The 22,949-nt window shown below is 57.7% G+C and carries 22 protein-coding genes; 13 read left to right on the top strand and 9 right to left on the bottom strand.

The features are described 5' to 3' along the window. The first annotated feature begins 25 nt into the window (after positions 1 to 25). The 13 genes from H1Y61_RS10150 to fghA all read left to right on the top strand — a co-directional run bounded on the left by H1Y61_RS10150 (position 26) and on the right by fghA (position 12,981). Complete coding sequence (locus H1Y61_RS10150) at positions 26 to 844, top strand: ABC transporter permease (RefSeq protein WP_180572525.1); 819 nt, start codon at positions 26 to 28, stop codon at positions 842 to 844. Then, positions 841 to 1,656: an ABC transporter ATP-binding protein gene (locus tag H1Y61_RS10145; protein ID WP_180572524.1), complete on the top strand. Its 816-nt coding sequence runs from the start codon at positions 841 to 843 to the stop codon at positions 1,654 to 1,656. Before H1Y61_RS10150 ends, H1Y61_RS10145 begins: the two co-directional genes overlap by 4 nt. Positions 1,657 to 1,663: 7 nt before the next feature. Continuing rightward, on the top strand, positions 1,664 to 2,494 hold the full coding sequence (locus H1Y61_RS10140; RefSeq protein ID WP_180574470.1) for an urea amidolyase associated protein UAAP1: 831 nt from the start codon (positions 1,664 to 1,666) through the stop codon (positions 2,492 to 2,494). Positions 2,495 to 2,505: 11 nt separating this feature from the next. Further along, positions 2,506 to 3,156: an urea amidolyase associated protein UAAP2 gene (locus H1Y61_RS10135; protein ID WP_180572523.1), complete on the top strand. Its 651-nt coding sequence runs from the start codon at positions 2,506 to 2,508 to the stop codon at positions 3,154 to 3,156. A 3-nt stretch (positions 3,157 to 3,159) separates the two neighbouring features. Beyond that, positions 3,160 to 6,693: an urea carboxylase gene (uca, locus tag H1Y61_RS10130; RefSeq protein WP_180572522.1), complete on the top strand. Its 3,534-nt coding sequence runs from the start codon at positions 3,160 to 3,162 to the stop codon at positions 6,691 to 6,693. Positions 6,694 to 6,896: 203 nt separating this feature from the next. Next, the gene (locus tag H1Y61_RS10125; RefSeq protein WP_174110917.1) at positions 6,897 to 7,538 is read left to right on the top strand and encodes an RBBP9/YdeN family alpha/beta hydrolase; all 642 of its coding nucleotides are present in this window, start codon (positions 6,897 to 6,899) and stop codon (positions 7,536 to 7,538) included. Positions 7,539 to 7,631: 93 nt separating this feature from the next. Continuing rightward, on the top strand, positions 7,632 to 8,570 hold the full coding sequence (locus H1Y61_RS10120; RefSeq protein ID WP_180572521.1) for a DMT family transporter: 939 nt from the start codon (positions 7,632 to 7,634) through the stop codon (positions 8,568 to 8,570). Positions 8,571 to 8,897: 327 nt separating this feature from the next. After that, the gene (locus tag H1Y61_RS10115) at positions 8,898 to 9,305 is read left to right on the top strand and encodes a hypothetical protein (RefSeq protein WP_180572520.1); all 408 of its coding nucleotides are present in this window, start codon (positions 8,898 to 8,900) and stop codon (positions 9,303 to 9,305) included. A gap of 87 nt (positions 9,306 to 9,392) precedes the next feature. Beyond that, complete coding sequence (locus H1Y61_RS10110) at positions 9,393 to 10,520, top strand: S-(hydroxymethyl)glutathione dehydrogenase/class III alcohol dehydrogenase (protein ID WP_015916215.1); 1,128 nt, start codon at positions 9,393 to 9,395, stop codon at positions 10,518 to 10,520. Beyond that, the gene (locus H1Y61_RS10105; RefSeq protein ID WP_180572519.1) at positions 10,520 to 10,993 is read left to right on the top strand and encodes a GNAT family N-acetyltransferase; all 474 of its coding nucleotides are present in this window, start codon (positions 10,520 to 10,522) and stop codon (positions 10,991 to 10,993) included. The genes H1Y61_RS10110 and H1Y61_RS10105 overlap by 1 nt, the downstream gene beginning before the upstream one ends. A 5-nt stretch (positions 10,994 to 10,998) precedes the next feature. Beyond that, on the top strand, positions 10,999 to 11,463 hold the full coding sequence (locus tag H1Y61_RS10100) for a YaiI/YqxD family protein (protein WP_015916217.1): 465 nt from the start codon (positions 10,999 to 11,001) through the stop codon (positions 11,461 to 11,463). Further along, positions 11,460 to 12,131 (top strand): DUF1345 domain-containing protein, encoded by a 672-nt coding sequence (locus H1Y61_RS10095; RefSeq protein ID WP_015916218.1) that lies wholly within the window; start codon positions 11,460 to 11,462, stop codon positions 12,129 to 12,131. Before H1Y61_RS10100 ends, H1Y61_RS10095 begins: the two co-directional genes overlap by 4 nt. Before the next feature lie 19 nt (positions 12,132 to 12,150). Then, positions 12,151 to 12,981 (top strand): S-formylglutathione hydrolase, encoded by an 831-nt coding sequence (gene fghA, locus H1Y61_RS10090; protein WP_180572518.1) that lies wholly within the window; start codon positions 12,151 to 12,153, stop codon positions 12,979 to 12,981. 111 nt (positions 12,982 to 13,092) lie between these two features. On the opposite strand, the gene lpxB is transcribed toward fghA, so the two are convergent. The 9 genes from lpxB to H1Y61_RS10045 form a co-directional block, all read right to left on the bottom strand. Next, the gene (gene lpxB / locus H1Y61_RS10085; RefSeq protein ID WP_180572517.1) at positions 13,093 to 14,268 is read right to left on the bottom strand and encodes a lipid-A-disaccharide synthase; all 1,176 of its coding nucleotides are present in this window, start codon (positions 14,266 to 14,268) and stop codon (positions 13,093 to 13,095) included. Between the two features lie 46 nt (positions 14,269 to 14,314). After that, on the bottom strand, positions 14,315 to 15,187 hold the full coding sequence (locus H1Y61_RS10080; protein ID WP_180572516.1) for an LpxI family protein: 873 nt from the start codon (positions 15,185 to 15,187) through the stop codon (positions 14,315 to 14,317). A gap of 3 nt (positions 15,188 to 15,190) precedes the next feature. Next, the gene (gene lpxA, locus H1Y61_RS10075; protein ID WP_156619037.1) at positions 15,191 to 16,006 is read right to left on the bottom strand and encodes an acyl-ACP--UDP-N-acetylglucosamine O-acyltransferase; all 816 of its coding nucleotides are present in this window, start codon (positions 16,004 to 16,006) and stop codon (positions 15,191 to 15,193) included. Beyond that, positions 16,003 to 16,467 (bottom strand): 3-hydroxyacyl-ACP dehydratase FabZ, encoded by a 465-nt coding sequence (fabZ, locus tag H1Y61_RS10070; protein WP_015916223.1) that lies wholly within the window; start codon positions 16,465 to 16,467, stop codon positions 16,003 to 16,005. The genes lpxA and fabZ overlap by 4 nt, the downstream gene beginning before the upstream one ends. Then, the gene (gene lpxD / locus H1Y61_RS10065) at positions 16,464 to 17,528 is read right to left on the bottom strand and encodes a UDP-3-O-(3-hydroxymyristoyl)glucosamine N-acyltransferase (RefSeq protein ID WP_180572515.1); all 1,065 of its coding nucleotides are present in this window, start codon (positions 17,526 to 17,528) and stop codon (positions 16,464 to 16,466) included. The genes fabZ and lpxD overlap by 4 nt, the downstream gene beginning before the upstream one ends. Before the next feature lie 51 nt (positions 17,529 to 17,579). Continuing rightward, positions 17,580 to 19,916: an outer membrane protein assembly factor BamA gene (bamA, locus tag H1Y61_RS10060; RefSeq protein WP_180572514.1), complete on the bottom strand. Its 2,337-nt coding sequence runs from the start codon at positions 19,914 to 19,916 to the stop codon at positions 17,580 to 17,582. Positions 19,917 to 20,110: 194 nt separating this feature from the next. Next, on the bottom strand, positions 20,111 to 21,232 hold the full coding sequence (rseP, locus tag H1Y61_RS10055; RefSeq protein ID WP_180572513.1) for an RIP metalloprotease RseP: 1,122 nt from the start codon (positions 21,230 to 21,232) through the stop codon (positions 20,111 to 20,113). A 111-nt stretch (positions 21,233 to 21,343) separates the two neighbouring features. Continuing rightward, on the bottom strand, positions 21,344 to 22,186 hold the full coding sequence (locus tag H1Y61_RS10050; RefSeq protein ID WP_174110929.1) for a phosphatidate cytidylyltransferase: 843 nt from the start codon (positions 22,184 to 22,186) through the stop codon (positions 21,344 to 21,346). A 6-nt stretch (positions 22,187 to 22,192) separates the two neighbouring features. After that, positions 22,193 to 22,939 (bottom strand): isoprenyl transferase, encoded by a 747-nt coding sequence (locus tag H1Y61_RS10045; protein WP_180572512.1) that lies wholly within the window; start codon positions 22,937 to 22,939, stop codon positions 22,193 to 22,195. Positions 22,940 to 22,949 lie beyond the last annotated feature (10 nt).

The following is a 22,949-nucleotide window of genomic DNA, read 5'->3' as shown; positions in this document are numbered from 1 at the left end:
TTCCCTAAGAATTCGGAGCGACAGGATGCGCTGGATCAATCATAAACCGAGCAATGGTGCGAAACTAGGCCTCGCCACCCTGCCCTTCGCGCTGGTGCTGCTCGCCTACGCCGCAGGTTCGGCGGCACGGCTGGCGGAAAACGCCAATGACAAGCTGCTGCCGGGCTTTGTCGCCTTTGCCGATGCCATCAACCGCATGGCCTTTACCGCCGATGCCCGCACCGGCGACTATGTTCTCTGGACGGATACGCTGGCCAGCCTGACCCGGCTTTCCTCCGGGCTTGGTATTTCACTGCTGATCGCGCTGACGATCGGCATGGCGATTGGGATGCTGCCCTATCTGCGTGCGCTGATGTCGCCGTTCGTCGCCGCGATTTCCATGGTGCCACCACTGGCGCTGCTGCCCATACTGTTTATCGCCATGGGCCTGGGGGAGGTCTCGAAAATCACCCTGATCGTCATCGGTGTCGCACCGATCATGATCCGCGATCTGGCGCTCACCGCCCTGGCCCTGCCGCGCGAACAGATCATCAAGGCTGAGACTCTAGGTGGCTCCTCCTGGCAGATCGCCATCAGGGTCGTCCTACCACAGATCCTGCCGCGCCTGATCACCTGTCTCAGATTGCAGCTTGGCCCGGCCTTTCTGTTTCTGATCGCAGCGGAAGCGATTTCCTCCGATAGCGGTCTCGGCTACCGGATCTTCCTGGTGCGCCGCTACCTGTCCATGGACGTGATCTTTCCTTACGTGTTGTGGATCACGCTGATTGCCGTTGTGGCCGATGTCCTGCTCGACCGATTGCGCATCGCGCTGTTTCCCTGGTCTAACTTGGAGAAGGGCGCATGAGCGGGCTGAAGATCGACAATATCTGGAAGGAATATGGCGACCAGATCGTGCTGGAAAATGTCTCACTGACAGTCGCATCTCGCGCGTTCGTGGCGCTAGTCGGTCCGTCCGGCTGCGGCAAGAGCACGTTTCTGCGGATGCTGCTGGGGCAGGAACAGCCAACACGAGGCACCATTCTTCTGGATGGCAAGCCGCTGCCAAAGGAGCCAGGGCCAGATCGCGGCGTCGTCTTCCAGCGCTATTCGGTGTTTCCGCACCTCACCGTGCTGGGCAATGTGCTGCTGGGTAAGGAATTGCCCGCCTCGCCGCTGGCCGGTCGTCTGTTTGGCTCTGCTCGGCGCAATGCGGTGGATGAGGCCCGCGCGATGATTGACGCCGTCGGCCTTGCCGGATCGGAGGCGAAGTATCCAGCCCAGCTTTCGGGCGGCATGCAACAGCGGCTGGCCTTAGCGCAGGCGCTGATCATGAAGCCGAAAGTGCTGCTGCTGGACGAGCCGTTCGGGGCGCTCGATCCCGGCATTCGCGCCGAAATCCACACGCTGATGAAAAAGCTCTGGCACGAAAACCCGATGACCGTCGTCATGGTCACGCATGACATGCGGGAAGCCTTTACGCTGGCCAGCCGCGTCGTCGCTTTTGAGCGGCCTCGTGATCGGCCAGAGGAAAAACAGCGCTACGGCGCCACCATCACCAAGGACATTTCCATCTGGCCACCCCGCCAGGCGGGAACCCCTTCCATCTTTCGCCCTGACCGGGACGGCCCGGTCGCATCCATCGGGCTTCACCGGGACGACCCGGCACATCGTCGATAGGAGACCCATCATGCATATCCGACGCTCTGCCGAAGAGATTGCCGCCAACCGGGCGCGCTATGAGGAACACCAGAAAAACGGCCTGGACTTTTCCCCGAAGGCCTTGCCGGGCAAAAGCCCGCTGCCCGCACCGGACATCGAGGCGACAGACCTTATCCATAGGGAAACCATCCCCGGCGGCTGGTATTGGTCCACGCAGGTAAAAACCCATGAGACGCTGCGGATCGCCCTGCCCCACGGTTTTTCAACCGTCACACTGGTCGCCTGGAACGCGGATGATCCGTCCGAACGGCTGAACCTGCCCGATACCGTCAAGATGCAATGGACCACCGGGCTTGGCAAAGGCCGGGTGATGTTTTCCGACATGGGCAAGGTAATGTTTTCGATCACTGAAGACACCAGCGGCGCGCATGATTGCCTGATGGGTGGCTCCACAGCCGCCTCCAACGCCCGCAAATATGCCAGCGCCAACAGCCAGGGCCTGCGCAATACCCGCGACAATTTCCTGATCATGGTAAGCAAGCTCGGCCTCGACAAGCGCGACATTCCAGCAGCGCTCGCTCTGTTTGCCCCTGTGCGGGTCGATGCGTACGGACGCTTTCACTGGAAGCCGGAGTTGCTCAATTCCGGAGATTATATCGAGCTTCGCGCCGAGATGGAGATGATTGTCGGCTTTTCCAATTGCCCGCATCCGCTCGATCCCAATCCGCTCTACCAACCCAATCCCGTTGTCATTAGCCGGATAAAGGCCAGGCAGCCGCAAGCGGACGATCTTTGCCGCACGGCGACAGCGGAAGCGGTGCGTGGCTTTGAAAACAATGCGTTTGCAGCGCTGTAAGGGAGGAAACCATGTCTGAATTCAACACCACATCTCCCCTTCGCACGCCTGATACCGCTGTGCAGGATCACGTCATTGCGGCGGAAGCGCCATTTTCCACGGTGGTCAAAAAAGGCCAGATTCTGCGGATCGAGGACAGTTATGGCCAGCAGGCCATCGACACGCTGTTTTACAATGCCAAGGATTTTTCCGAGCGCTATTCCAATCAGGATACGATGCGCGAACAGGGTGCCGCCTATATTTCCACCGGCACCAAAATCATCTCCAATGACGGCCGGGTAATGCTCACCATGACCGCTGACAGCTGCGGGCGGCACGATACCTCTGCCGGGGCCTGCTCCTGCGAAAGCAATACGGTGCGCTTTGGCCATGGTACCAAATATCTTCATGCCTGCCGCGATAATTTTGTGCTGGAAGTGGCGAAATACGGCATGAGCAAGCGCGACGTGGCCGCCAATATCAACTTCTTCATGAATGTACCGATTGAGCCGAGCGGCCAGATGACCATTGTCGATGGCATTTCCGCGCCCGGCGATTATGTCGAACTGCAAGCCGAAATGGATGTGCTGCTGGTGATTTCCAATTGCCCGCAGATCAACAATCCCTGCAACGGTTTTGATCCGACGCCTGCCCGGGTTCTGGTCTGGGATAGCGAGGCCTGATCGATGTTCAAAAAGGTTCTGATTGCCAACCGGGGCGAAATCGCCGTCCGGATCATCAAGACATTGCGGCGTCTGGGCATTGCCTCCGTCGCCGTCTATTCCGATGCCGACCGCTTTGCGCTGCATGTGCGGCAGGCCGATAAAGCCATCCGGCTTGGCCCGGCCCAAGCCAGCGAAAGCTATCTGAATGTCGAGGCGGTGATTGCCGCCTGCAAGGAAACGGGGGCTGAAGCCGTCCATCCCGGCTATGGCTTTCTCTCGGAAAATATCGGCTTTGCCGAGCGGCTACAGGCCGAAGGCATCACCTTTATCGGCCCGACACCGGAGAATATCGCCAGCTTTGGCCTGAAACACACGGCAAGGCAACTGGCGGCAGACAGCGGCGTGCCATTGCTGCCCGGTAGCGGCTTGCTGGACAGCGCCGAAGACGCGCTTTCGGCAGCCGAATTGATCGGCTACCCTGTGATGCTGAAATCCACTGCAGGCGGCGGCGGCATCGGCATGCAGCTCTGCCATAACGCCACAAGCCTGCAAGCGGCCTTCGACACGGTCCAGCGCACCGCCAAGGCCAGTTTCGGCGATGCGCGGGTCTATCTGGAACGCTTCGTTTCCAAGGCCCGGCATGTTGAAGTGCAGATCTTTGGCGATGGACAGGGCAGAGTCATTGCACTTGGCGAACGGGATTGCTCCCTCCAGCGCCGCAACCAGAAAGTCATCGAGGAAACCCCGGCCCCCGGCCTGTCGGAGGCAGTTCGCCAGCGCCTGTATGGGGCAGCCGTCTCGCTTGGCCGCTCGGTCCATTACCGCTCGGCAGGCACGGTGGAGTTCATCTACGACCCTGACCGCCAAGAGTTTTACTTCCTGGAGGTCAATACACGGCTTCAGGTCGAGCATCCGGTGACAGAGGCGGTGTTCGGCATCGATCTGGTGGAATGGATGATCCGCCAGGCCGCCGATGAGGATGTGCTGACCGGCAATGAACATCTGGTGCCGAAGGGGGCGGCCATCGAGGCCCGGATTTATGCCGAAATGCCCCATGCCGATTTTCGCCCCAGCGCAGGCCTGCTGACAGACTTGGTGTTTCCGAATACGGCCCGCGTCGATGGCTGGATCGAAACCGGCACGGAGGTGACACCTTATTACGACCCGATGCTGGCCAAGCTGATCGTGTCAGGCAAAGACCGTGACGCGGCGATTGCCGCTTTGCAATCGGCGCTATCGGCAACGTCCTTGTCCGGCATTGAGACCAATCTCGATTATCTCAGCGCTATCGCCGCCTCCGATCTGTTTTTAAGCGGCGATGTGGCAACCACGGCGCTGAAGGATTTTTCCTTCGTGCCAGATGTGGTCGAGGTCATCGCCCCCGGTGCCCAATCCAGCCTTCAGGAATTGCCGGGGCGGCTGGGGCTCTGGCATGTCGGTGTGCCGCCAAGCGGGCCGATGGACGCCCGCTCCTTCCGCCACGCCAACCGGCTGGTTGGCAATGGCGACGATGTGGCGGCACTGGAGCTGACTGTCTCAGGGCCGATGCTGAAATTCTTCTCCGATGTTACCGTTGCACTGGCCGGTGCCGAAATGGCGGTGACATTGGATGGCACGCCGGTCGCGCATAATACGGCCTTCACCGTCAAACCCGGACAGGTTCTCGCCATCGGCAGGATTTCCGGTCCCGGCCAGCGCGCCTATCTGGCGGTGTCGGGCGGCTTCGCGGCACCAGTGGTGCTTGGATCGCGCGCCACCTTCGGCCTAGGCCAATTCGGCGGCAATGCCACGGGGACCCTTAAGGCAGGCCATGTGCTGCGGCTGGCCCGCAGCCCACAACCCGTCACCACGCCCGCCGATGAGCCACCGGAGCTGACGCGGGAATGGTCGGTCGGCGTCGTCTATGGCCCGCATGGCGCGCCGGATTTCTTTCTGGACAGCGATATTGAAACGCTGTTTTCCACGGATTATGAGGTGCATTTCAATAGCGCCCGAACGGGAGTCCGGCTGATCGGCCCTGCGCCGACTTGGGCGCGGCAGGATGGCGGCGAGGCCGGGCTGCATCCCTCCAACTTGCATGACAATCCTTATGCGATTGGGGCCATTGATTTTACCGGAGATATGCCGATCATTCTTGGTCCTGACGGTCCAAGCCTTGGCGGTTTCGTCTGCCCCGCGGTGATTGCCAGGGATGAACAGTGGAAAATGGGCCAGTTCAAGCCGGGCGATACGATCCGCTTTCATCCTGTCCAGCGTAAGCAAGACCCGCTGGCCGGCCCGGTGGTCAAAAACGTGGCCAATACCGGTTCGGCCACTGTCGGCAAAAGCGATGCCGGACCGGTGCCGGTGGTCTATCGCCGTCAGGGTGACGACAATCTGCTGGTGGAATATGGCGAGATGCAGCTCGACATCGCCATTCGCATGCGCGTCCACTTGCTGATGCAGGCGGTCAAGGCGGCCAAGCTGCCGGGCCTGATCGACCTCACCCCCGGCATTCGGTCGCTGCAAATCCATTATGATGGCGCCAGCCTGTCGCGCACCCGGCTGCTGGGCCTGCTCAGCGAAATCGAGACCAGCCTGCCCCCGGCACAGGACGTGACGGTGCCAAGCCGTACGGTCTATCTGCCGCTCTCCTGGAACGACCCGGAGGCGGAACTGGCGATGCGCAAATATCAGGAGCTGGTGCGGCCCAACGCCCCCTGGTGCCCGTCCAATATCGAGTTCATCCGCCGCATAAACGGCCTTGCCGACGAGCAGGCCGTGAAGGACACCATTTTCAACGCCCGCTATCTGGTGATGGGTCTTGGCGATGTCTATCTCGGCGCGCCGGTTGCCACACCGCTCGATCCGCGCCACCGGCTGGTGACCACCAAATACAATCCGGCCCGCACCTGGACGCCGGAAAATGCCGTTGGTATCGGTGGCGCTTATATGTGCATCTACGGCATGGAAGGTCCGGGTGGCTACCAGCTGTTTGGCCGTACCATCCAGATGTGGAACACCTGGCGGCAAACGCCGGTCTTTACCCGCGACAAGCCTTGGCTGCTGGATTTCTTCGACCAGATCCGCTTCTTCCCCGTCAGCCACGATGAGCTGATGGAGGCCCGCGCCGCCTTCCCGCATGGCGGCTATCCAATCCGCATTGAGGACGGTACATTCTCCTATGCAAGCTATGCGGCGGAGCTGGCTGAAAATGCCGAAAGCATCGGCACGTTCAAGCGTCAGCAGCAAGCCGCCTTCGAGGCGGAACGCCAGCGCTGGAAGGACCAAGGCCTCGACAGCTTCACCGCCGATGAAGACGAACATCCCGGTCCTGGCGGCGATATTCCAGACAATTGCTTCGGCGTGGAAAGCGCCGTCCCCGGCAATCTCTGGAAACTGCTGGTGGAGGAAGGCCAATCCGTTGTCGCCGGAGAGACGATTGCCATCATCGAATCGATGAAGATGGAGATCACTGTGACGGCCCATGCGCCGGGTATCCTGCGGGAATTGCGCGCCGTCCCAGGAAAGACGGTCAAAGCGGGCGACGTGATCGCCGTGCTGCAAAACCCCTGAAACAGCCTGCCACAACACCTCAATGACCGGATATCTGGAATGAAATTTCATTTATCCGGTCAAATTTTCTACTAAAAAACCAGAGAATAGATGGAGCTTTCTCGTCCTCAGCCAGATTCGGACTGATAATCACCGATATCGGAGCATGATCGACGTGGGATCGGCATGTTCGGATGTCCTGACAGTTGCGGAAAGGATCAGTCATGCCAAGCCAGACCTGTAGCATCGATACCCTTGTCGTTCCGGGACTGAACGGTTCAGCCGCCGGGCATTGGCAACGGCATTGGGTTGAAGACCAGCCCACCAGCATCATGGTCGAGCAGGACGATTGGGCTCATCCAGAGCTTGGCGCCTGGAAAGCCCGGCTGGAACAGCAGCTTTCCTTGTGTAGGTCAGGCGCTTGGATCGTCGCCCATAGCATGGGCTGCCTTCTGACCGCCCAAATGGCCGATAGTCCGCTTCGTCATCTGATCCGTGGCGCGCTGCTGGTCGCACCCTGCGACCTGAAAACCACCGAGAACCAACATCCCGATGTCATCCGATTCGGTGACATGCCCTGCCAGCGCCTGCCCTTTCCCTCATTGATGATCGGCAGCAGCAACGATCCCTATATGGATGCCGAAACTTTACAGCGCACCGCATCCTGCTGGGGCAGCCGGCTGGTCAATCTCGGCCCCGTCGGCCATATCAACCCGCAAAGCGGGTTTGGACGGTGGAGCGAAGGTTATGCTCTGCTCTCGCAACTGCAAACCACTGTTGAGGGCCGCCGAGAAATCCAGCCCCCGAAGTCTACAAGACCAGCACCTATAAGCGTGGCTGAGCCACACGTGCATTCACACGCCTGAACATACGTACAATTTTTTTCAACCTGTCTTTGCAAGCCGAGCCTTGATTAAGGCCTCGCCTCATGGTCATCATCGGGAAACCTGGATATTCCGATGACGCCTGTCTCCCCCATTCTTTCCAATCCGTTGCGCGGTATGGCCCTGATGGCGGGCTGCATGCTTGTGCTGCCGGGCATGGACGCGATTGCCAAATACATGGCCAATATCGAAGGCATGTCGCCGGGGCAGGTTACCTTCTACCGATTCTTCTTCCAGCTTGCCTGCACCCTGCCCTTTCTGGTCGCATTGCAAGGCAGCAAAGCCTTTACCGCCAAGCGACCGTTTCTCAACCTGCTGCGGGGCGCGTTGCATGGCGCGGCAAGCCTGTGTTTTTTCGCCGCCGTCAAATATATGCCGCTCGCCGATGTGTTCGCGATCTATTTCGTCGAGCCGTTCATCCTGACAGCGCTGTCGGCGCTGTTTCTGGGTGACAAGGTCGGATGGCGGCGCTGGCTTGCCATCCTGATTGGCTTTGGCGGCGCGATGATCGTCATCCAGCCAAGCTGGGAGGTTTTCGGCGCAACCTCGCTGCTGCCGGTACTCTGCGCCTTCCTGTTTGCGCTTTATATGTTTCTCAACCGCGCCATCGGTAATGCCGACTCGCCAATGACCATGCAGACCATGTCAGGCGTCGGTGGTACAATTTTCATGGGCGGCGCGATGCTGATCGGCCAATCCGCAGGCAGTGCCGATTTCACAGCCTCGCTTCCCACCAGCGTGACCGGTCTGCTGCTGCTGGTTCTGCTCGGTGTTCTCTCAGGCCATATACACCTTCTTGTGGTGAAGGCCTTTCGCATGGCACCGCTTTCGGTGCTCGCACCGTTCCAGTATTTCGAGATCATTGCGGCGACTATTCTCGGCTATGTGCTGTTTGATGATTTCCCGTCGCCGTCGAAATGGCTGGGCATCGGCATCATCGTCGCCTCCGGCCTATTCATTCTATGGCGCGAACACCGCAGCGCCTCAGCCGACAAGGCTCTGGCTGCGACCTGAATACACCCAAAAAAGAGCAAATCCATATTTGGTCTGTTACTATTCGAATCCCATGCATTTTCAGGGCTTACCTGCATCGGAGCGCATATAACGTATCGTTTCAGCTCATTGTAACCTTTTGTAAACTTCGTTCGTTATGGCGAAAGAAAGAATTGGCATTTAGATCAATCTACGGTTTCATGATGAAACGAGGTTTCGACTATGAGGGAATTTCGTCTCTCGTTTCCGGCATGTGTTATCGCCGGCAAGCAGAGATTGGACCACCATGACGTGGTTCTTCTCCAGACATACGGCCTGCCGCATGGGGTTTGCACCCATGAAGATGCAATGACGCTTCTGGTGCTGAACGGATGCTGTCCTGATAAATGCGCTGAATGGCAGGGCTATTTTATCGACTCCATGGCGTCCTACATTTTGCGCAAACGGCCACCGGAAAACCGCATCGACCACTATAAATTGCAATGGCTGATCAGCACCTTCACCACCGATGGCAAGGCAAACTCGCCAATCGAACAGCGGCTTTTGCAACACATTTCCATGATGATGGCAGACTTGCAGAATGGGCCCATTGAGTCGCCGGACCTGGTTGATGTCACTGAAAAGACAGTCGTCAGCAGCGTTCATCCACTGAAAAGACAGGGAAGAGAGCTGCGCAGCCGTATCTCAAACCGCGGCCACAAAGAGGAAAAGACCTTGCCTCCTCAGCAGCGCAATAAACGATTTGCGCTGGGCTGAGTTTTGAGAAAAACCCCTTCTGGATCTTGAGGCTTTGCGCAAGTCAGTGCAAAACTCCGCCGACAAGAAACCAAGGGAGACTTCTTTATGGATGTTCGTGCCGCCGTTGCCACCCAGGCAGGCAAGCCGCTTGAAATCATGACCGTGCAACTGGACGGCCCGAAGGCTGGCGAAGTGCTGGTTGAAGTCAAGGCCACAGGCATCTGCCATACCGATGATTTCACCTTGTCCGGCGCTGATCCGGAAGGCCTGTTTCCGGCCATTCTCGGCCATGAAGGGGCTGGCATAGTCGTCGATGTCGGGCCGGGCGTCACTTCGCTGAAAAAGGGCGATCACGTCATTCCGCTTTACACGCCTGAATGCCGCGAATGCTATTCCTGCCTGTCGCGCAAGACCAATCTGTGTACCGCGATCCGCTCCACCCAGGGCCAGGGCGTCATGCCAGATGGCACTTCGCGCTTTTCCATCGGCAAGGACAAGATCCATCACTATATGGGCTGCTCGACCTTCGCCAATTTCACCGTTCTTCCAGAAATCGCGCTCGCCAAGGTCAACCCGGACGCGCCTTTTGACAAGATCTGCTACATCGGCTGCGGCGTCACCACCGGCATCGGCGCGGTGATCAACACCGCCAAGGTCGAGATCGGCGCGACCGCCATCGTCTTTGGCCTGGGCGGCATCGGTCTCAATGTGCTTCAGGGCCTGCGGCTTGCGGGAGCCGATATGATTATCGGCGTCGATATCAACAATGACCGCAAGGCCTGGGGCGAGAAATTCGGCATGACGCATTTCGTCAATCCGACCGAAGTCGATGGTGACATCGTGGCCTATCTCGTCAACCTGACGAAGCGCAATGGCGACCTGATCGGCGGTGCCGATTACACATTCGACTGCACCGGCAATACCAAGGTGATGCGCCAGGCGCTGGAATCCTCGCATCGCGGCTGGGGCAAATCGATCATCATTGGCGTCGCGGGTGCCGGTCAGGAAATCTCCACCCGTCCGTTTCAACTCGTCACCGGTCGCAACTGGATGGGTACCGCCTTTGGCGGTGCGCGTGGCCGCACCGATGTGCCGAAGATTGTTGAATGGTACATGGAAGGCAAGATCCTAATCGACCCGATGATCACCCACACCATGCCGCTCGAAGACATCAACAAAGGCTTCGAGCTGATGCATTCGGGGACAAGCATCCGCAGCGTGGTTCTGTATTGATGGCAAATATGCCTTATCGGGTCGATGTGCGGAGACTGGATGCATTCTCCGCACGCGACCTTTATGATCTTCTGAAAATGCGCGTCGATGTGTTTGTCGTCGAGCAGAAATGTCCCTATCCGGAGCTTGATGGCAAGGATATCGAAGCCCTGCATCTGCGGCTGGCAGACGGGGACGATCTCATCGCAAGCGCCCGGATTTTAACGCCGGACGAGCCTTCGTCCACGGTCAAGATCGGGCGTGTTGTCGTCTCGCCCTCCCATCGCGGCAAGCGGCTTGGCGATGCCTTGATGCGCGAAGCCATTGCCGCCTGTGAACAGCGTTTTCCCTCAAGCCCGATTGCGCTTTCCGCCCAAAGCCATCTGCAACTTTTTTATCAGTCGTTTGGCTTTCTTCCGGTCTCGGCGGAATATCTGGAAGACGGCATTGCCCATGTCGACATGGTCCGTGTCGTCTCGATCGGGAGGGCCTGAAGCCAATGATCTATGTGGATGCCGACGCCTGCCCGGTTAAAGCCGAGGTGTTGAAGGTGGCCGAACGCCACGACATGCCAGTGACTTTCGTTGCCAATTCCGGCCTGCGCCCGTCTCGCGATCCGATGGTGACGAATGTCATCGTCTCCAATGGTTTCGATGCCGCTGACGACTGGATCGCAGAACGGGCCGGGCCAGGCGATATTGTCATCACCGCCGATGTGCCGCTGGCCGGGCGCTGCGTCGCTACGGGTGCTTTCGTCACCGGGCCGACCGGACGGATGTTCGATGAGACCAATATCGGCATGGCGACCGCCATGCGCGATCTCGGCGCCCATTTGCGCGAGACCGGTGAAAGCAAGGGCTATAACCGCGCCTTTAGCCCCCGCGACCGCTCGCAGTTTCTGGAAACACTGGATCGGCTTTGCCGTCGCTGCAAATCCCTCCGTCAGGACACGGCCCCATTATGACCTCCAAGAAAAAGCCTCGTTTCTACGCATTGAGACGCCATAGGCACAGCCCGTTCTATGCGTCTGGTCTGCTGGGACTTTTGACGTTGCCGGTCTTTCTGTGGATCAAGCCCGCCTTGGCCGTCGAATGCTCGGCCATCGTGTTTTTCGTCCTCTATATCGCCTTGATGATAAAACGCATCCCCGGCATCACCGCTGAACGCCTGAAAACCAGTCCGCAACGCGACGATGCCCCGACCATCGTCATCCCGCTGGTCAGCCTGTTGGCGGTGGTAGCCGCAGTCGCCGCTCTGTTCAACGCCTTGAACCGGGCCGGTTCTCCCAGCCTGCTGGAAGTGTCGCTGGCGTTTGTGTCGGTCATCAGCGGCTGGTTCACCATTCACACCATGTTTGCAATGCATTACGCCCATGATTATTGGCGTCATCTGACAAGCAATCCCGACCCCGGCCCTTCCGGCGGTCTGGATTTTCCCGACACGCCGGAGCCAGGTGGCTATGAATTCCTGTATTTCGCCTTCGTGATCGGCATGACCGCCCAGACATCCGATGTCGCCATCACCAGCACGGCCATGCGGCGGCTCAATCTCGCCCATTCCATCGTGTCTTTCTTCTTCAACACCATCCTGGTCGCGGCAGCCGTCAACGCCGTCGTCTCGATAGCCAATTGATCAGCAGGAGCCCTGTCGCATGAATATTCTGTCGCAAAACACCGCCTTTGGCGGCATGCAGGGCGTGTTTTCGCACCAGTCCGATGTCACCGGTTGCGAAATGACCTTTGCCGTCTTCGTGCCACCCCAGGCCATCACCGAAAAGCGCCCGGTGCTGTGGTATCTGTCCGGCCTGACTTGTAGCCATGCCAATGTGATGGAAAAGGGCGAATACCGTCGGCTGGCCGCAGAACTCGGCCTGATCATCGTCTGCCCGGACACCAGCCCACGCGGGAATGACGTGCCAGATGAGTTGACCAACTGGAAAATGGGCAAGGGCGCTGGCATGTATCTGAATGCCACCGAAACGCCCTGGGCCGAACATTTCCAGATGTACAGCTACATCACCGAGGAATTGCCCGCGTTGATTGCTGAACAGTTCCGTGCCGACATGAGCCGCCAGGGCATTTTCGGCCATTCTATGGGCGGCCATGGCGCATTGACCATCGCGCTGAAACATCCCGACCGCTTCAAGAGCTGCTCTGCGTTCGCCCCAATCGTCAGCCCGCTAAAAGCCGATTGGACGCAGGATGCCTTCGAGAAATATCTTGGCCCCGACCGTTCCCTCTGGCGGCAATACGACGCCTGCGCCCTGATCGAGGACGGCGCGCGCTTCCCGGAATTCCTGGTGGACCAGGGTAAGGCCGACAGTTTCCTGGAAACCGGATTACAGCCTTGGCTGCTGGAAGAGGCCGTGAAAAACACCGATATCGGCCTGACGCTGCGGCTGCATGAGCGCTACGACCATTCCTATTATTTCATCTCGACATTCATGGACGATCACCTGCGCTGGCATGGCGAGCGGCTCTAGCGCCGTGCGCCATAAATGGCGCACAAAGGTTCGCTGTAGCGCTTTATATCTGCTGCATAATTTTCTCCTTAAATCGATTCCGATTTAAGGAATTATGCAGTAGGCTAATAATCATATAATTGCGCGGGTCTTCAAAACATCCAGCACGATCTTCGCCCCCGCCTCTCCGGCGGGGATTTCCGTCTGCATTTTCTGCCAGACCAGATCGAAGCCCTCCACCATGGCTTGGCGCTCACGCGTCTCGGTGGATAGTCGCTCCATCCAGCGCGCCAACGATGCGCCACGCAATTGCTCGTTCAGATATTCCGGCACCACGACATAATCAGCGATGATGCTCGGCAAGGCACCGGTCCAGGTCTTGATCCGACTGTGCAGGAGCTTGATCAACCAATCGGTCTTGTAGGTCGAGACAACAGGCACACCAGCCAGGCAAAGCTCCAGCAGCACCGTGCCGGAAGCTGCAATCGCCGCATCCGCCTCAGCAAAGGCTCGCCACTTGGCGTCCTCCCCAACAACCACGTCAGGCTTTTCTTCCCAATTGGCGACAGCTTCACGCACCTGACGCTCCCGCCGTGGTACCGTTGGCAGCACAAACCGCGTCGGCCCATTGCGCTCGACGAAAATCCGGGCCGCATCGCGAAACACCGGTGCCAAGGCCGAGATTTCCGCGCCGCGTGATCCCGGCAGCAGCATGATAGTTTTCGGCTCCTCTGCGGCAGGAAGCGGACGCAGCAACCGTTCAGAGCGGCAGGCTAACATGGCCGGACTCGTCACCAGCCGATGCCCGACAAAATGCGTTGCTGGTCCACCCAAGCGCTGCATGACCGCAGGTTCGAAAGGCAAGACAGCCAGAACGGCATCGACATAGGGAAGCATGGCCTGCGCCCGATATTCCTTCCAGGCCCAGACGCTGGGGCAAACATAATTGACCACAGGCATGTCCGGCCATGCCGCCCTCACCTTTTTCGCAACACGATGCGTGAAATCAGGACTATCAACAATCAGCAGCAAATCCGGTTTAGCCGTGATAAGCGCCTTGGCGGTCGTGCCGATCAACTTCAGAAAATGCGGTAGCTTTGCCAGAACCTGGGTAATGCCCATCACGGACAATTCTGAAAAATCAAACAAAGATGAGAGCCCCTGCGCCTCCAGCGCCGGGCCACCAACACCGACAAGAGCAATGTCGCCGCCGTAGCGCCGTTTCAGCGCAGAAATCAGATCAGCACCCAGCAAGTCACCGGACACTTCTCCAGCAATGACCGCGATCTTCAGGGGCCGGTTTTCCATGATCCATCTCCCTCAGGTCAGACCCAATCGGGCTTCGCCCTCATATTTAGTCTAATCGGGCTTCGCCCTCAGGTCCCAATTCAATACCGGAAACAAAAATCCCTGCTGCGTCTGCCTGTCTCAAGGTTTCCTGCCGCTGCAGAAGCAAGGCGCGTCCCGCCTGAACCGCAATGCCGGAAAGCCCGGCCCGGGCGGCATTTTCAATAGTCGATTGCCCGATGGTCGGCAGGTCGGCGCGAATATCCTGCTGCGGTTTGCACAGTTTGACCAGCACGCCGCGCCGCCGCGACGAAATCCGTCCTTCGGCGCGAAGCTCGGCGACCCGCTGCAACATCCGGTCCGTGCCTTCAACCCCTTCCAGAGCGACAATCCGACCACCGACGCTGACAGCGCCCTGACCAACATCCAACCGGCCCAAGGCATCTGCGGCTTTGGCGGCTGCGGCAATGTCACGCCTGTCATCATCCGTTGGTCGGGACGCACCGAGCGGCCCAAGTTCCGCCAGCAATTGCGGCGCGATCTCATGCGCACCAACCACCCGGCAACCCTGCGACTCGATCAGTTGGATGACCATTTTCAACACGGCATCATCACCACCCGACAGCAGGGTTTTGACCGCAAACGGCAGCTTCATCAAAAAACGAAGATTAACGTGGATCTCTTTGAAATTTGGACGTTTTTTAACACCACCAGACATCACCACCCGTTTGATGCCATGTCGCTTTATCAGGCTCGACAGGCCCGCCATATCACCGACCCCGATCACGGAGGACTGGAAACCCTCCCAGCTTTGGTCGGCTTCGTCTTTCAGAGGCAGGATGAAGGGATCTTCACCCGCCGCCCGCGCCGCTTCGGCGACATAGACCGGCAGCATACCGCTGCCGGCAATGATGGCGAGACGCCCGTGCGGGCCGCTCATCCCTCAGCTCTTGCCGCGGAATGGCGACGAGAGCGCCCGGTCGCTTTCGGCAACAATGAAATCCAGGATTTCAATCACCTCGGCGCAATCGGCAAACTCTTCGCGAATGGCCGCAGCCTTTTCACGAATGGCGCCTTCTTCATCGAACAATGCCTTATAGGCCTTGCGGACGCGGTGAATGGTAGCGCGTTCCACCCCGGCCCGGGTCATGCCGACCACGTTCAAACCACCCAGAAGGCCGGGATTGCCGTTCAGCATGCCATAAGGAATAACATCGTAGCTGCAAGCTGACAGCCCACCGATAAACGCCTGCCGTCCGATACGCGTGAACTGGTGAACGGCGGAACCGCCACCAAGGATGGCCCGGTCACCGATTTTGACATGCCCAGCCAACATCACATTGTTGGACAGAATGATATGATTGCCGAGCTGACAATCATGCGCCACATGCGAATTGGCCAGGAACAGATTGTTGCTGCCGACCACAGTGTGTCCGCCGCCTTCCACCGTGCCGCAATTGATCGTCACGCCTTCACGCATCGTGCAATTGTCGCCGATGGTCAAGGTTGTCTCTTCGCCGGAATGATGGATGCTCTGTGGCTCGCCACCGATGACCGCATTGGGAAATATCCGGCTATTCTTGCCGACAATAGTTTTTCCCGTCAGCACCACATGCGACAAAAACTCAGCACCGTCGCCCAACACGACCTTGGGACCGACATGACAGAACGGTCCTATCGTCACATTCTCCCCGATCACCGCGCCATCTTCGATGACGCTGGAGGGATGAATGCGGGCACTGGCTGGAATAACGGTCATTGCGCTTCCTTATTGACGATCATTGCCCCGATATCAGCTTCTGCCACAAGCGCGCCATCCACCTTGGCATCGCAGTGGAACTTCCAGACATTACCGCGCTGCTTCTGCTTGGTGACGTGGAACTCCACACGGTCGCCAGGCACGACAGGCTTGCGGAACCTCGCATTGTCGATCGTCATGAAATAAACGAGATCGCCAGCCGTCCCGGCTTTGCGGGCACAGATCGCCCCTGCCGTCTGCGCCATCCCCTCGATCAGCAGCACCCCTGGCATGATCGGCTGCTCGGGAAAATGTCCGGTAAACTGCGGTTCGTTTGCAGTTACATTCTTGATACCGATAGCTGCATTGTCGCCATCGATGTCGATGATGCGATCCACCAGCAGGAAGGGATAGCGGTGCGGCAGGAGCTTCATGATCTCCAGAATATCCGCGCGTCCCAACTCTTTCTGCTCAACGGTCATTTCTGCCCCTTTCCAACCTTCGACTTGCCTTCAGACCGTCCCATGATCTGTGCGCAATCCCTGAGAAAATCCCCAAGCGGACGTGCCGGAATACCACCGAATTTCTCGCCCGGCGGAAGATCGCCAACAACACCGCTCATCGCGGCTATCTGAACACCGTCACCTATCTTGATATGGCCGTTAACGCCAGAGCCACCACCAATCAATACGCCATCGCCAATCACCGTGCTGCCGGCAATTCCGACCTGGGCGACGATGCCGCAATGGCGACCGATGCGCACGTTGTGAGCGATCTGGACCTGATTGTCGATCTTGGTTCCTTCGCCGATCACCGTGTCATCCATCGTTCCACGGTCAATCGTCGTGTTGGCGCCAATTTCCACATTGTCCTGGATAATCACCCGGCCGATCTGCACGATTTTCACCATGCCCCGCGAGCCTGGCGCATAGCCAAACCCGTCCTGGCCGATGCGTGCCCCGTTATGGATGATAACGCCATTGCCGATATAGCTAGCAATAATACTGGTGCCTGCGGCAATCGAACAATCGCGGCCGATCTTGACACCACGGCCAATCACTGAGCCCGCGCCGATCAGACTGCCAGCGCCGATTTCAACATCCGCACCAATCACCGCCATCGGCTCGACCACAACCCCATCTTCAAGACGGGCACTCGGATCGACAAAGGCCGCAGGGGAAATGTCGACAGCGCCTGGCCGGGCCACAGGCAAAGGTTGTTTGCCATCTGGATGCAGGAACTGCCCTGCGATAGCAAAAGCCGCATGCGGGTTTTTGATCAGCAGAACCGGAATATGCTCCGGGATCAGCGAACGCAGCGCAGAATCGCAAAGGATTGCCCCGGCCTCACAGGTTTCGAGTTCGGCTTTGTTGCGCCTCGACAGGATATAGCAAATATCGCTCTGCTTTGCCCGATAGACAGGCGCCACCGAACGAATGACGCGGTCACCCGCATCATCCTGTAACAGTTCCGCCCCAAGACGGTCCGCCAGTTCTTTCAAACTGACGCCCGCGTGGGGCGGATAAAAAGTTTCATGCTCCATCACACCAATGTCCCAGACGAGTGAGTTTGTCTGAGGTTCGGACTATAGAAATCAGAACTGGTTCGCAATGGAGAATCGGAACTGCTGCACCTTGTCGTAATCTTCCTTGAGGATAGGCTGTGCGTAATCGAAGCGCAGCGGACCGAAAGGAGATGCCCAGACGATACCGGCACCAACAGACGCACGCCAAGCCATGTCTACGCCCTGCGCTCCAGCGCTGTTCTTCACTTCATTGCCGTAAAGCGTACCGGCATCAGAGAAGACAGCAATACGGAAGCCTGCATCCTGTGGAACGCCCGGGATAGGCATGCTCGCTTCAGCGGAAGCGGTGAAGTAGGTGGTGCCACCCAAGGAATCGTCGTTGCTGTTCGGCATGCGAACACCAATACCGTTGTTCTCAAAGCCGCGGATTTCCTTGCCGCCGATCTGGAATTGGTCGAAGACGTTCAGGTTATCACCTGTAGCCATGACATGACCGGCGCCGAAAGACAGCGATCCGATAATATCCTGCTCATCCGACAGGCTCTTGAAGATACGGGCCTTACCATAGAGCTTATAGTAATCGGAATCGCCACCGAGACCCGCAAACTCTTGGGTGAACGTCGCGTAAATGCCTTCATGCGGCAGATTTTTATCATCCAGCGAATTATAGGTCAAAGTCTGCGAAACCGAAGACACAACCCACGGGCTGCCGTTGATCAGATCCTTATAAGGCTCCGAAAGCGCAGTCGCCCAGGCATCAACACCCTCATACTTGATCTGCTTGTAGGTATAGCGGAACGTCGTTGCCAGATTTTCAGTAATCGGCGCTGTGACGCGTAGGGTGCCACCCTGTTCGTTGTAATCGTAATAATCGTTGCTGCTCGTGCTGCTCTTGAACAGATCGAAACCGACAGCAAGGCGATAGCCCAGGAAGTAAGGCTCGGTGAATGACAGATTGTAGGTCTGGCTGTCATCCGTACCGGCACCAGCCGCAATACGGATATACTGACCGCGACCGAGGAAGTTCTTTTCCTCCACCGAAGCTTCCAGGATCAGGCCATCGCCACCAACGGAGTAGCCAGCGCCAATACCGAAGGAGCCAGTAGACTGATCTTCGACATTGACGACAATGATGACTCGGTCCGGAGCGCTGCCCTGAGCCGTCGTGATATTGACTGAGCTGAAGTAGCCCAAAGCTTCAAGACGACGCTTGGCGCGGGTAATGACTTCCTGGTTGAAAGCATCGCCTTCGCTGATGTCGAATTCGCGACGAATAACGTAATCGCGTGTCCTTGTATTGCCCTTGACTTCGATACGCTCGACATAGGCGCGCTCACCCTGGTCAACCATATAGGTGACACCGATCGTGCCATTGCCCATATCGCGGTTGCCGCGCGGAACGACGCGGGCAAAGGGATAACCCTTGGCGGAAACGCGCTGCTGGATGGCTTCCATCGATTTCTGGATTTCGCGGGCGCTGTAGACGCCGCCCGGCGACGTCGTCACCAGACCCTTCAACTCAGTCGGGTCCACGCCTTCAACAGAGCTTTCGACATTAATATCGGAAAACTTGTAACGCTGACCTTCATCAACCGTGATGTTGACGGTGTATTCGTTGGTCTGCTCGTTCAGCGATGCATCCGAAGACGTGATCCGGAAATCGGCATAACCATGATTGTAATAGAACTGACGCAGAGCTTCCTCGTCAGCCTTCAACTTGTCGTCGTTATAGACATCCTTACGGGTCAGGAACGACAAAGGATTGGACTTCTTGGTGCTGATAACAGCCGCAAGGCGGCTATCGCCATAAGCATGATTACCGACGAAGTTGATAGCGCCGATTTTCGTGCGATCACCTTCATTGATGACGAAAGCGAGATTGACGCGACCGGGGCCAACCGGCGCGGTCTGCGTCGTCACTTCAACTTCACTACGGCCAATGGCTGCATAGGCCTGCTTGATGCGGGTGATATCGGCCTGGATGAGTTCCTGGCTATAAGGACCAAGTGGCTGCGTCTGAACAACAGTCGTCAGCTTGTCATCTTTGATCTTGCGGTTGCCGTTGAACACGACCTGGTTGACCAATTGGTTCTCGTTGACCGTAACCACCAGGGCGCTGCCGGAAACCGAAATCTTCACATCGGAAAAATAACCCGTTGCGTAAAGACGCTTTACCGAGTCGTCGATGTCGGAATTGGAAAAGGCTTTTCCAGGCTGGATCGTCAAGTTGGAACGAACAGCCTCCGTCCCGACACGCGTCGCACCACGCACATCGATCCGCTGGATCAAGGCCGCATTGGCAACAGAGGCAGATGCCACAACGGCGAGGCCTGCACTTAACGAAACTACACCAGCAGACAGCGCAATCGCTGACACCGCGTTCAAAAATTTTGAACCAGCCTTCATGTGAACTTCTAACCTTTTTTCCGTTGTCCCTCGGTCTTTAAACCGACTCCGGTCCGTTGGTGGTTTTAACCGCTTTTGCTCTACAAGCAAGACCAGTGGTTAATTTCCATTTACTTCGTTTCAACACGTGGCGTATTCGCCACTACCAATTTGAAACATCGTAAACAAATCCTTATCATCAATGCAAGAACCACTCAGCCAATCAACCTGCTGATGTCGTTCCATGTAGCGAACACCATCAGCGACAGAATCATGACCATTCCCACCTTGAACGCGATTTCCTGCGCACCGGCACTGACTGGTTTTCCTCGTACTGCTTCTAGCGCATAGAGGATTAAATGGCCGCCATCAAGCACCGGAACCGGCATAAGGTTCAGTAACCCAATAGAAACCGACAAAACTGCCGCCAATTGCAGCAAAGCCACAACGCCGAGCGTCGCAACCTGACCGGATGCCTGCGCTACCCTGATAGGTCCCCCCAGCTGATCGGCGTTCATTCGGCCAGCAAACAGGTTTGCCAGGTAATCATAAGTGCCGGTGACGATATTCCAGGTCTGATCGACCCCGGCGCCAACCGATTCGATAAGCCCAAGTTTTTCCACACGAAAATTGCCGCTGGCAGCCGTCGTCATGATGCCAATTTGGCCGACTTCCATCTTATTGCCGAAACGGTCGGTGGTTTCGGTCCGGCGCGGCGTCATCGATAGGTCCATCTGGGACTCACCACGCTTGACCGTGACGACGATTGGCACAAGCGGGCGAACGCTCACATAGCGGACCACATCGTCGAAGGTCTTGACGCTGCTGCCATCGAGCGCCACCAGAATGTCTCCGGGCTGCACACCGGCTTCAGCCGCCGCACTCGCAGGCTTGACCTCTGCCACGACAGGATCGGAAACGGGTTTTCCGTAAAGGGTGAATGTTACTGAGAAAATTAAAATTGCCAGCAGGAAATTTGCAATTGGCCCGGCGGCAACAGTGGCTGCCCTTTTCCACAATTTAGCGCCATTCAGCGTGCGGGCGCGATCCTCAGGGCTCAGCGCCTCAAACTCCGCGGTATCGGTCTTGCTGGACGCATCGGCATCACCGAAGAAGCGCACATAGCCACCCAACGGAATGGCGCTCAGTTTCCAGCGCGTGCCGTGGCGGTCATTGAAGCCGATCAATTCCGGGCCAAATCCCAACGAGAATGCGAGAATCTTGATACCCGACCAGCGCCCAACCAGATAATGGCCCATTTCATGCACGAAAACGATCAGCGACAGGACCAGAACGAAGGGAATGATATAACCCGTCAGGAAACCGATAACAGCCATAGCACGCCCTTCTCAAACACTCGCTTTACCTATGCGCCAGATTGGCACCGCCGTAAAGGATACACATCACCATTGGTGAACAGCAGAAACTGACTGGTCGTCAACCGTTCGTCAGTGACCGGCGAAATCGAACAACAGCCCACCAACCGAATCGGTCACTCCGTTGTTGATGGCAGCAACGATCATAGCAATCAGAAATGCCGCGAAGCTTGCGGTCGCCAGTCCGTCAACACGATCCATCACACCGCCGTGGCCGGGAATCAGATGACTGGAATCCTTGGCGCCACAGCGGCGCTTGACGAAGGATTCGAACAGGTCTCCCATTTGGCTACAGATGGACAGGACCAGAGCCAACGCAGGTATCCACCAGCCATAGACCGTGAAATAGGATGCTGTCACCGCGTACCCGCCGATGACGGCCGCCACGGTTCCACCGATGGCACCGGACCAGGTCTTGCCCGGCGATATGCGGGGCGCCAGCTTCGGGCCACCGAGCGTGCGTCCAACGAAATAGGCGAAAATATCCGTGCTCCAGACAATGACGAAGACAAAAAGCATGGCGACAAAGCCGATGGCATCGTCATCGCGAATGGCCGCCAAAGTCACGATACAAGCTCCGGCATAAAATACGCCACCGGCAAGCCACCAGGACCAGCGACGCAAAAATGTAAGGAAAACAAGCGTGAGGGTGAAGCCGGACAGCAAGGGTAGGCTCAAAGAGGTATCGCCCGCCACGACATTGCCGGCAATGACAGCAACCGAAAGCCAGCCGATGGCAAGGCCACGGATACTGACGTCGTCGAGCCGGGTCATCGTAGACCATTCCCAGAACACGGCGAGGCCGATCACAGCGGCGAGCCCCCGGAAAGGCAGGCCACCGGTCCAGGTGGCGGCGAGTACCACCGCGACCATGACGATGGAGGACAAGATACGGAGCCTGAGTTCTCTGGTCATGGCTGGCTACGATCCGGCAACAACGGCGGCGGCTGGTGCCAGACCGCCGAACCGCCGACTGCGGGAGGCATAGAGTTCCAAGGTCGCCAGAAAGCTCTCGCGGCTAAAATCGGGCCAATATTCCGGCACGAAGATCAATTCGGAATAGGCGGCCTGCCAGAGCAGGAAATTCGACAGGCGTTCCTCGCCGCTGGTGCGGATGATCAGATCTGGATCAGGTATTCCCGCCGTATCCAATCTGGCGGAAATCGCCTCCTGTGTAATGGCGCTGGCAGGTAAAAGTCCTGCCTGCACATCGCGCACCAGAGCTAAAACCGCCCTGGTCATCTCATCGCGCGCACCATAATTGAAGGCAATCACCATAGTCATGCCGGTATTGGTGCGGGTGGTCTCCTCTGCCTCGATCAGCAGCTTGAGAATATCGCTCTTCAGCGTGCTGCGCTCACCGATGATCCGTACCCGTACGTTATTGGCACGAAGCTCGGCAAGGTCGCGGCGCACGAAGGTTTTGAGCAAACCGAACAGGTCGGTGATCTCGGTTTCCGGCCTGCGCCAGTTTTCCGATGAAAACGCAAACAGGGTCAGATAGCGCACGCCGACTTCGCCTGCCGTGCGAACCACTGTCTGCAAGGCTTCCATTCCCTGCCGATGGCCATAAGCGCGCGGCATGCCGCGCTGATTGGCCCAGCGTCCGTTGCCATCCATAATGATGGCAACGTGCTCGGGAACGGCGGAAATATCCAAAGTCGTCATATCAGGTCCT

This window comes from Agrobacterium vitis (genome assembly GCF_013426735.1).
GTDB classification, from domain to species: Bacteria; Pseudomonadota; Alphaproteobacteria; order Rhizobiales; family Rhizobiaceae; genus Allorhizobium; species Allorhizobium vitis_D.
This window is presented reverse-complemented; position numbering and strand designations above follow the sequence as displayed.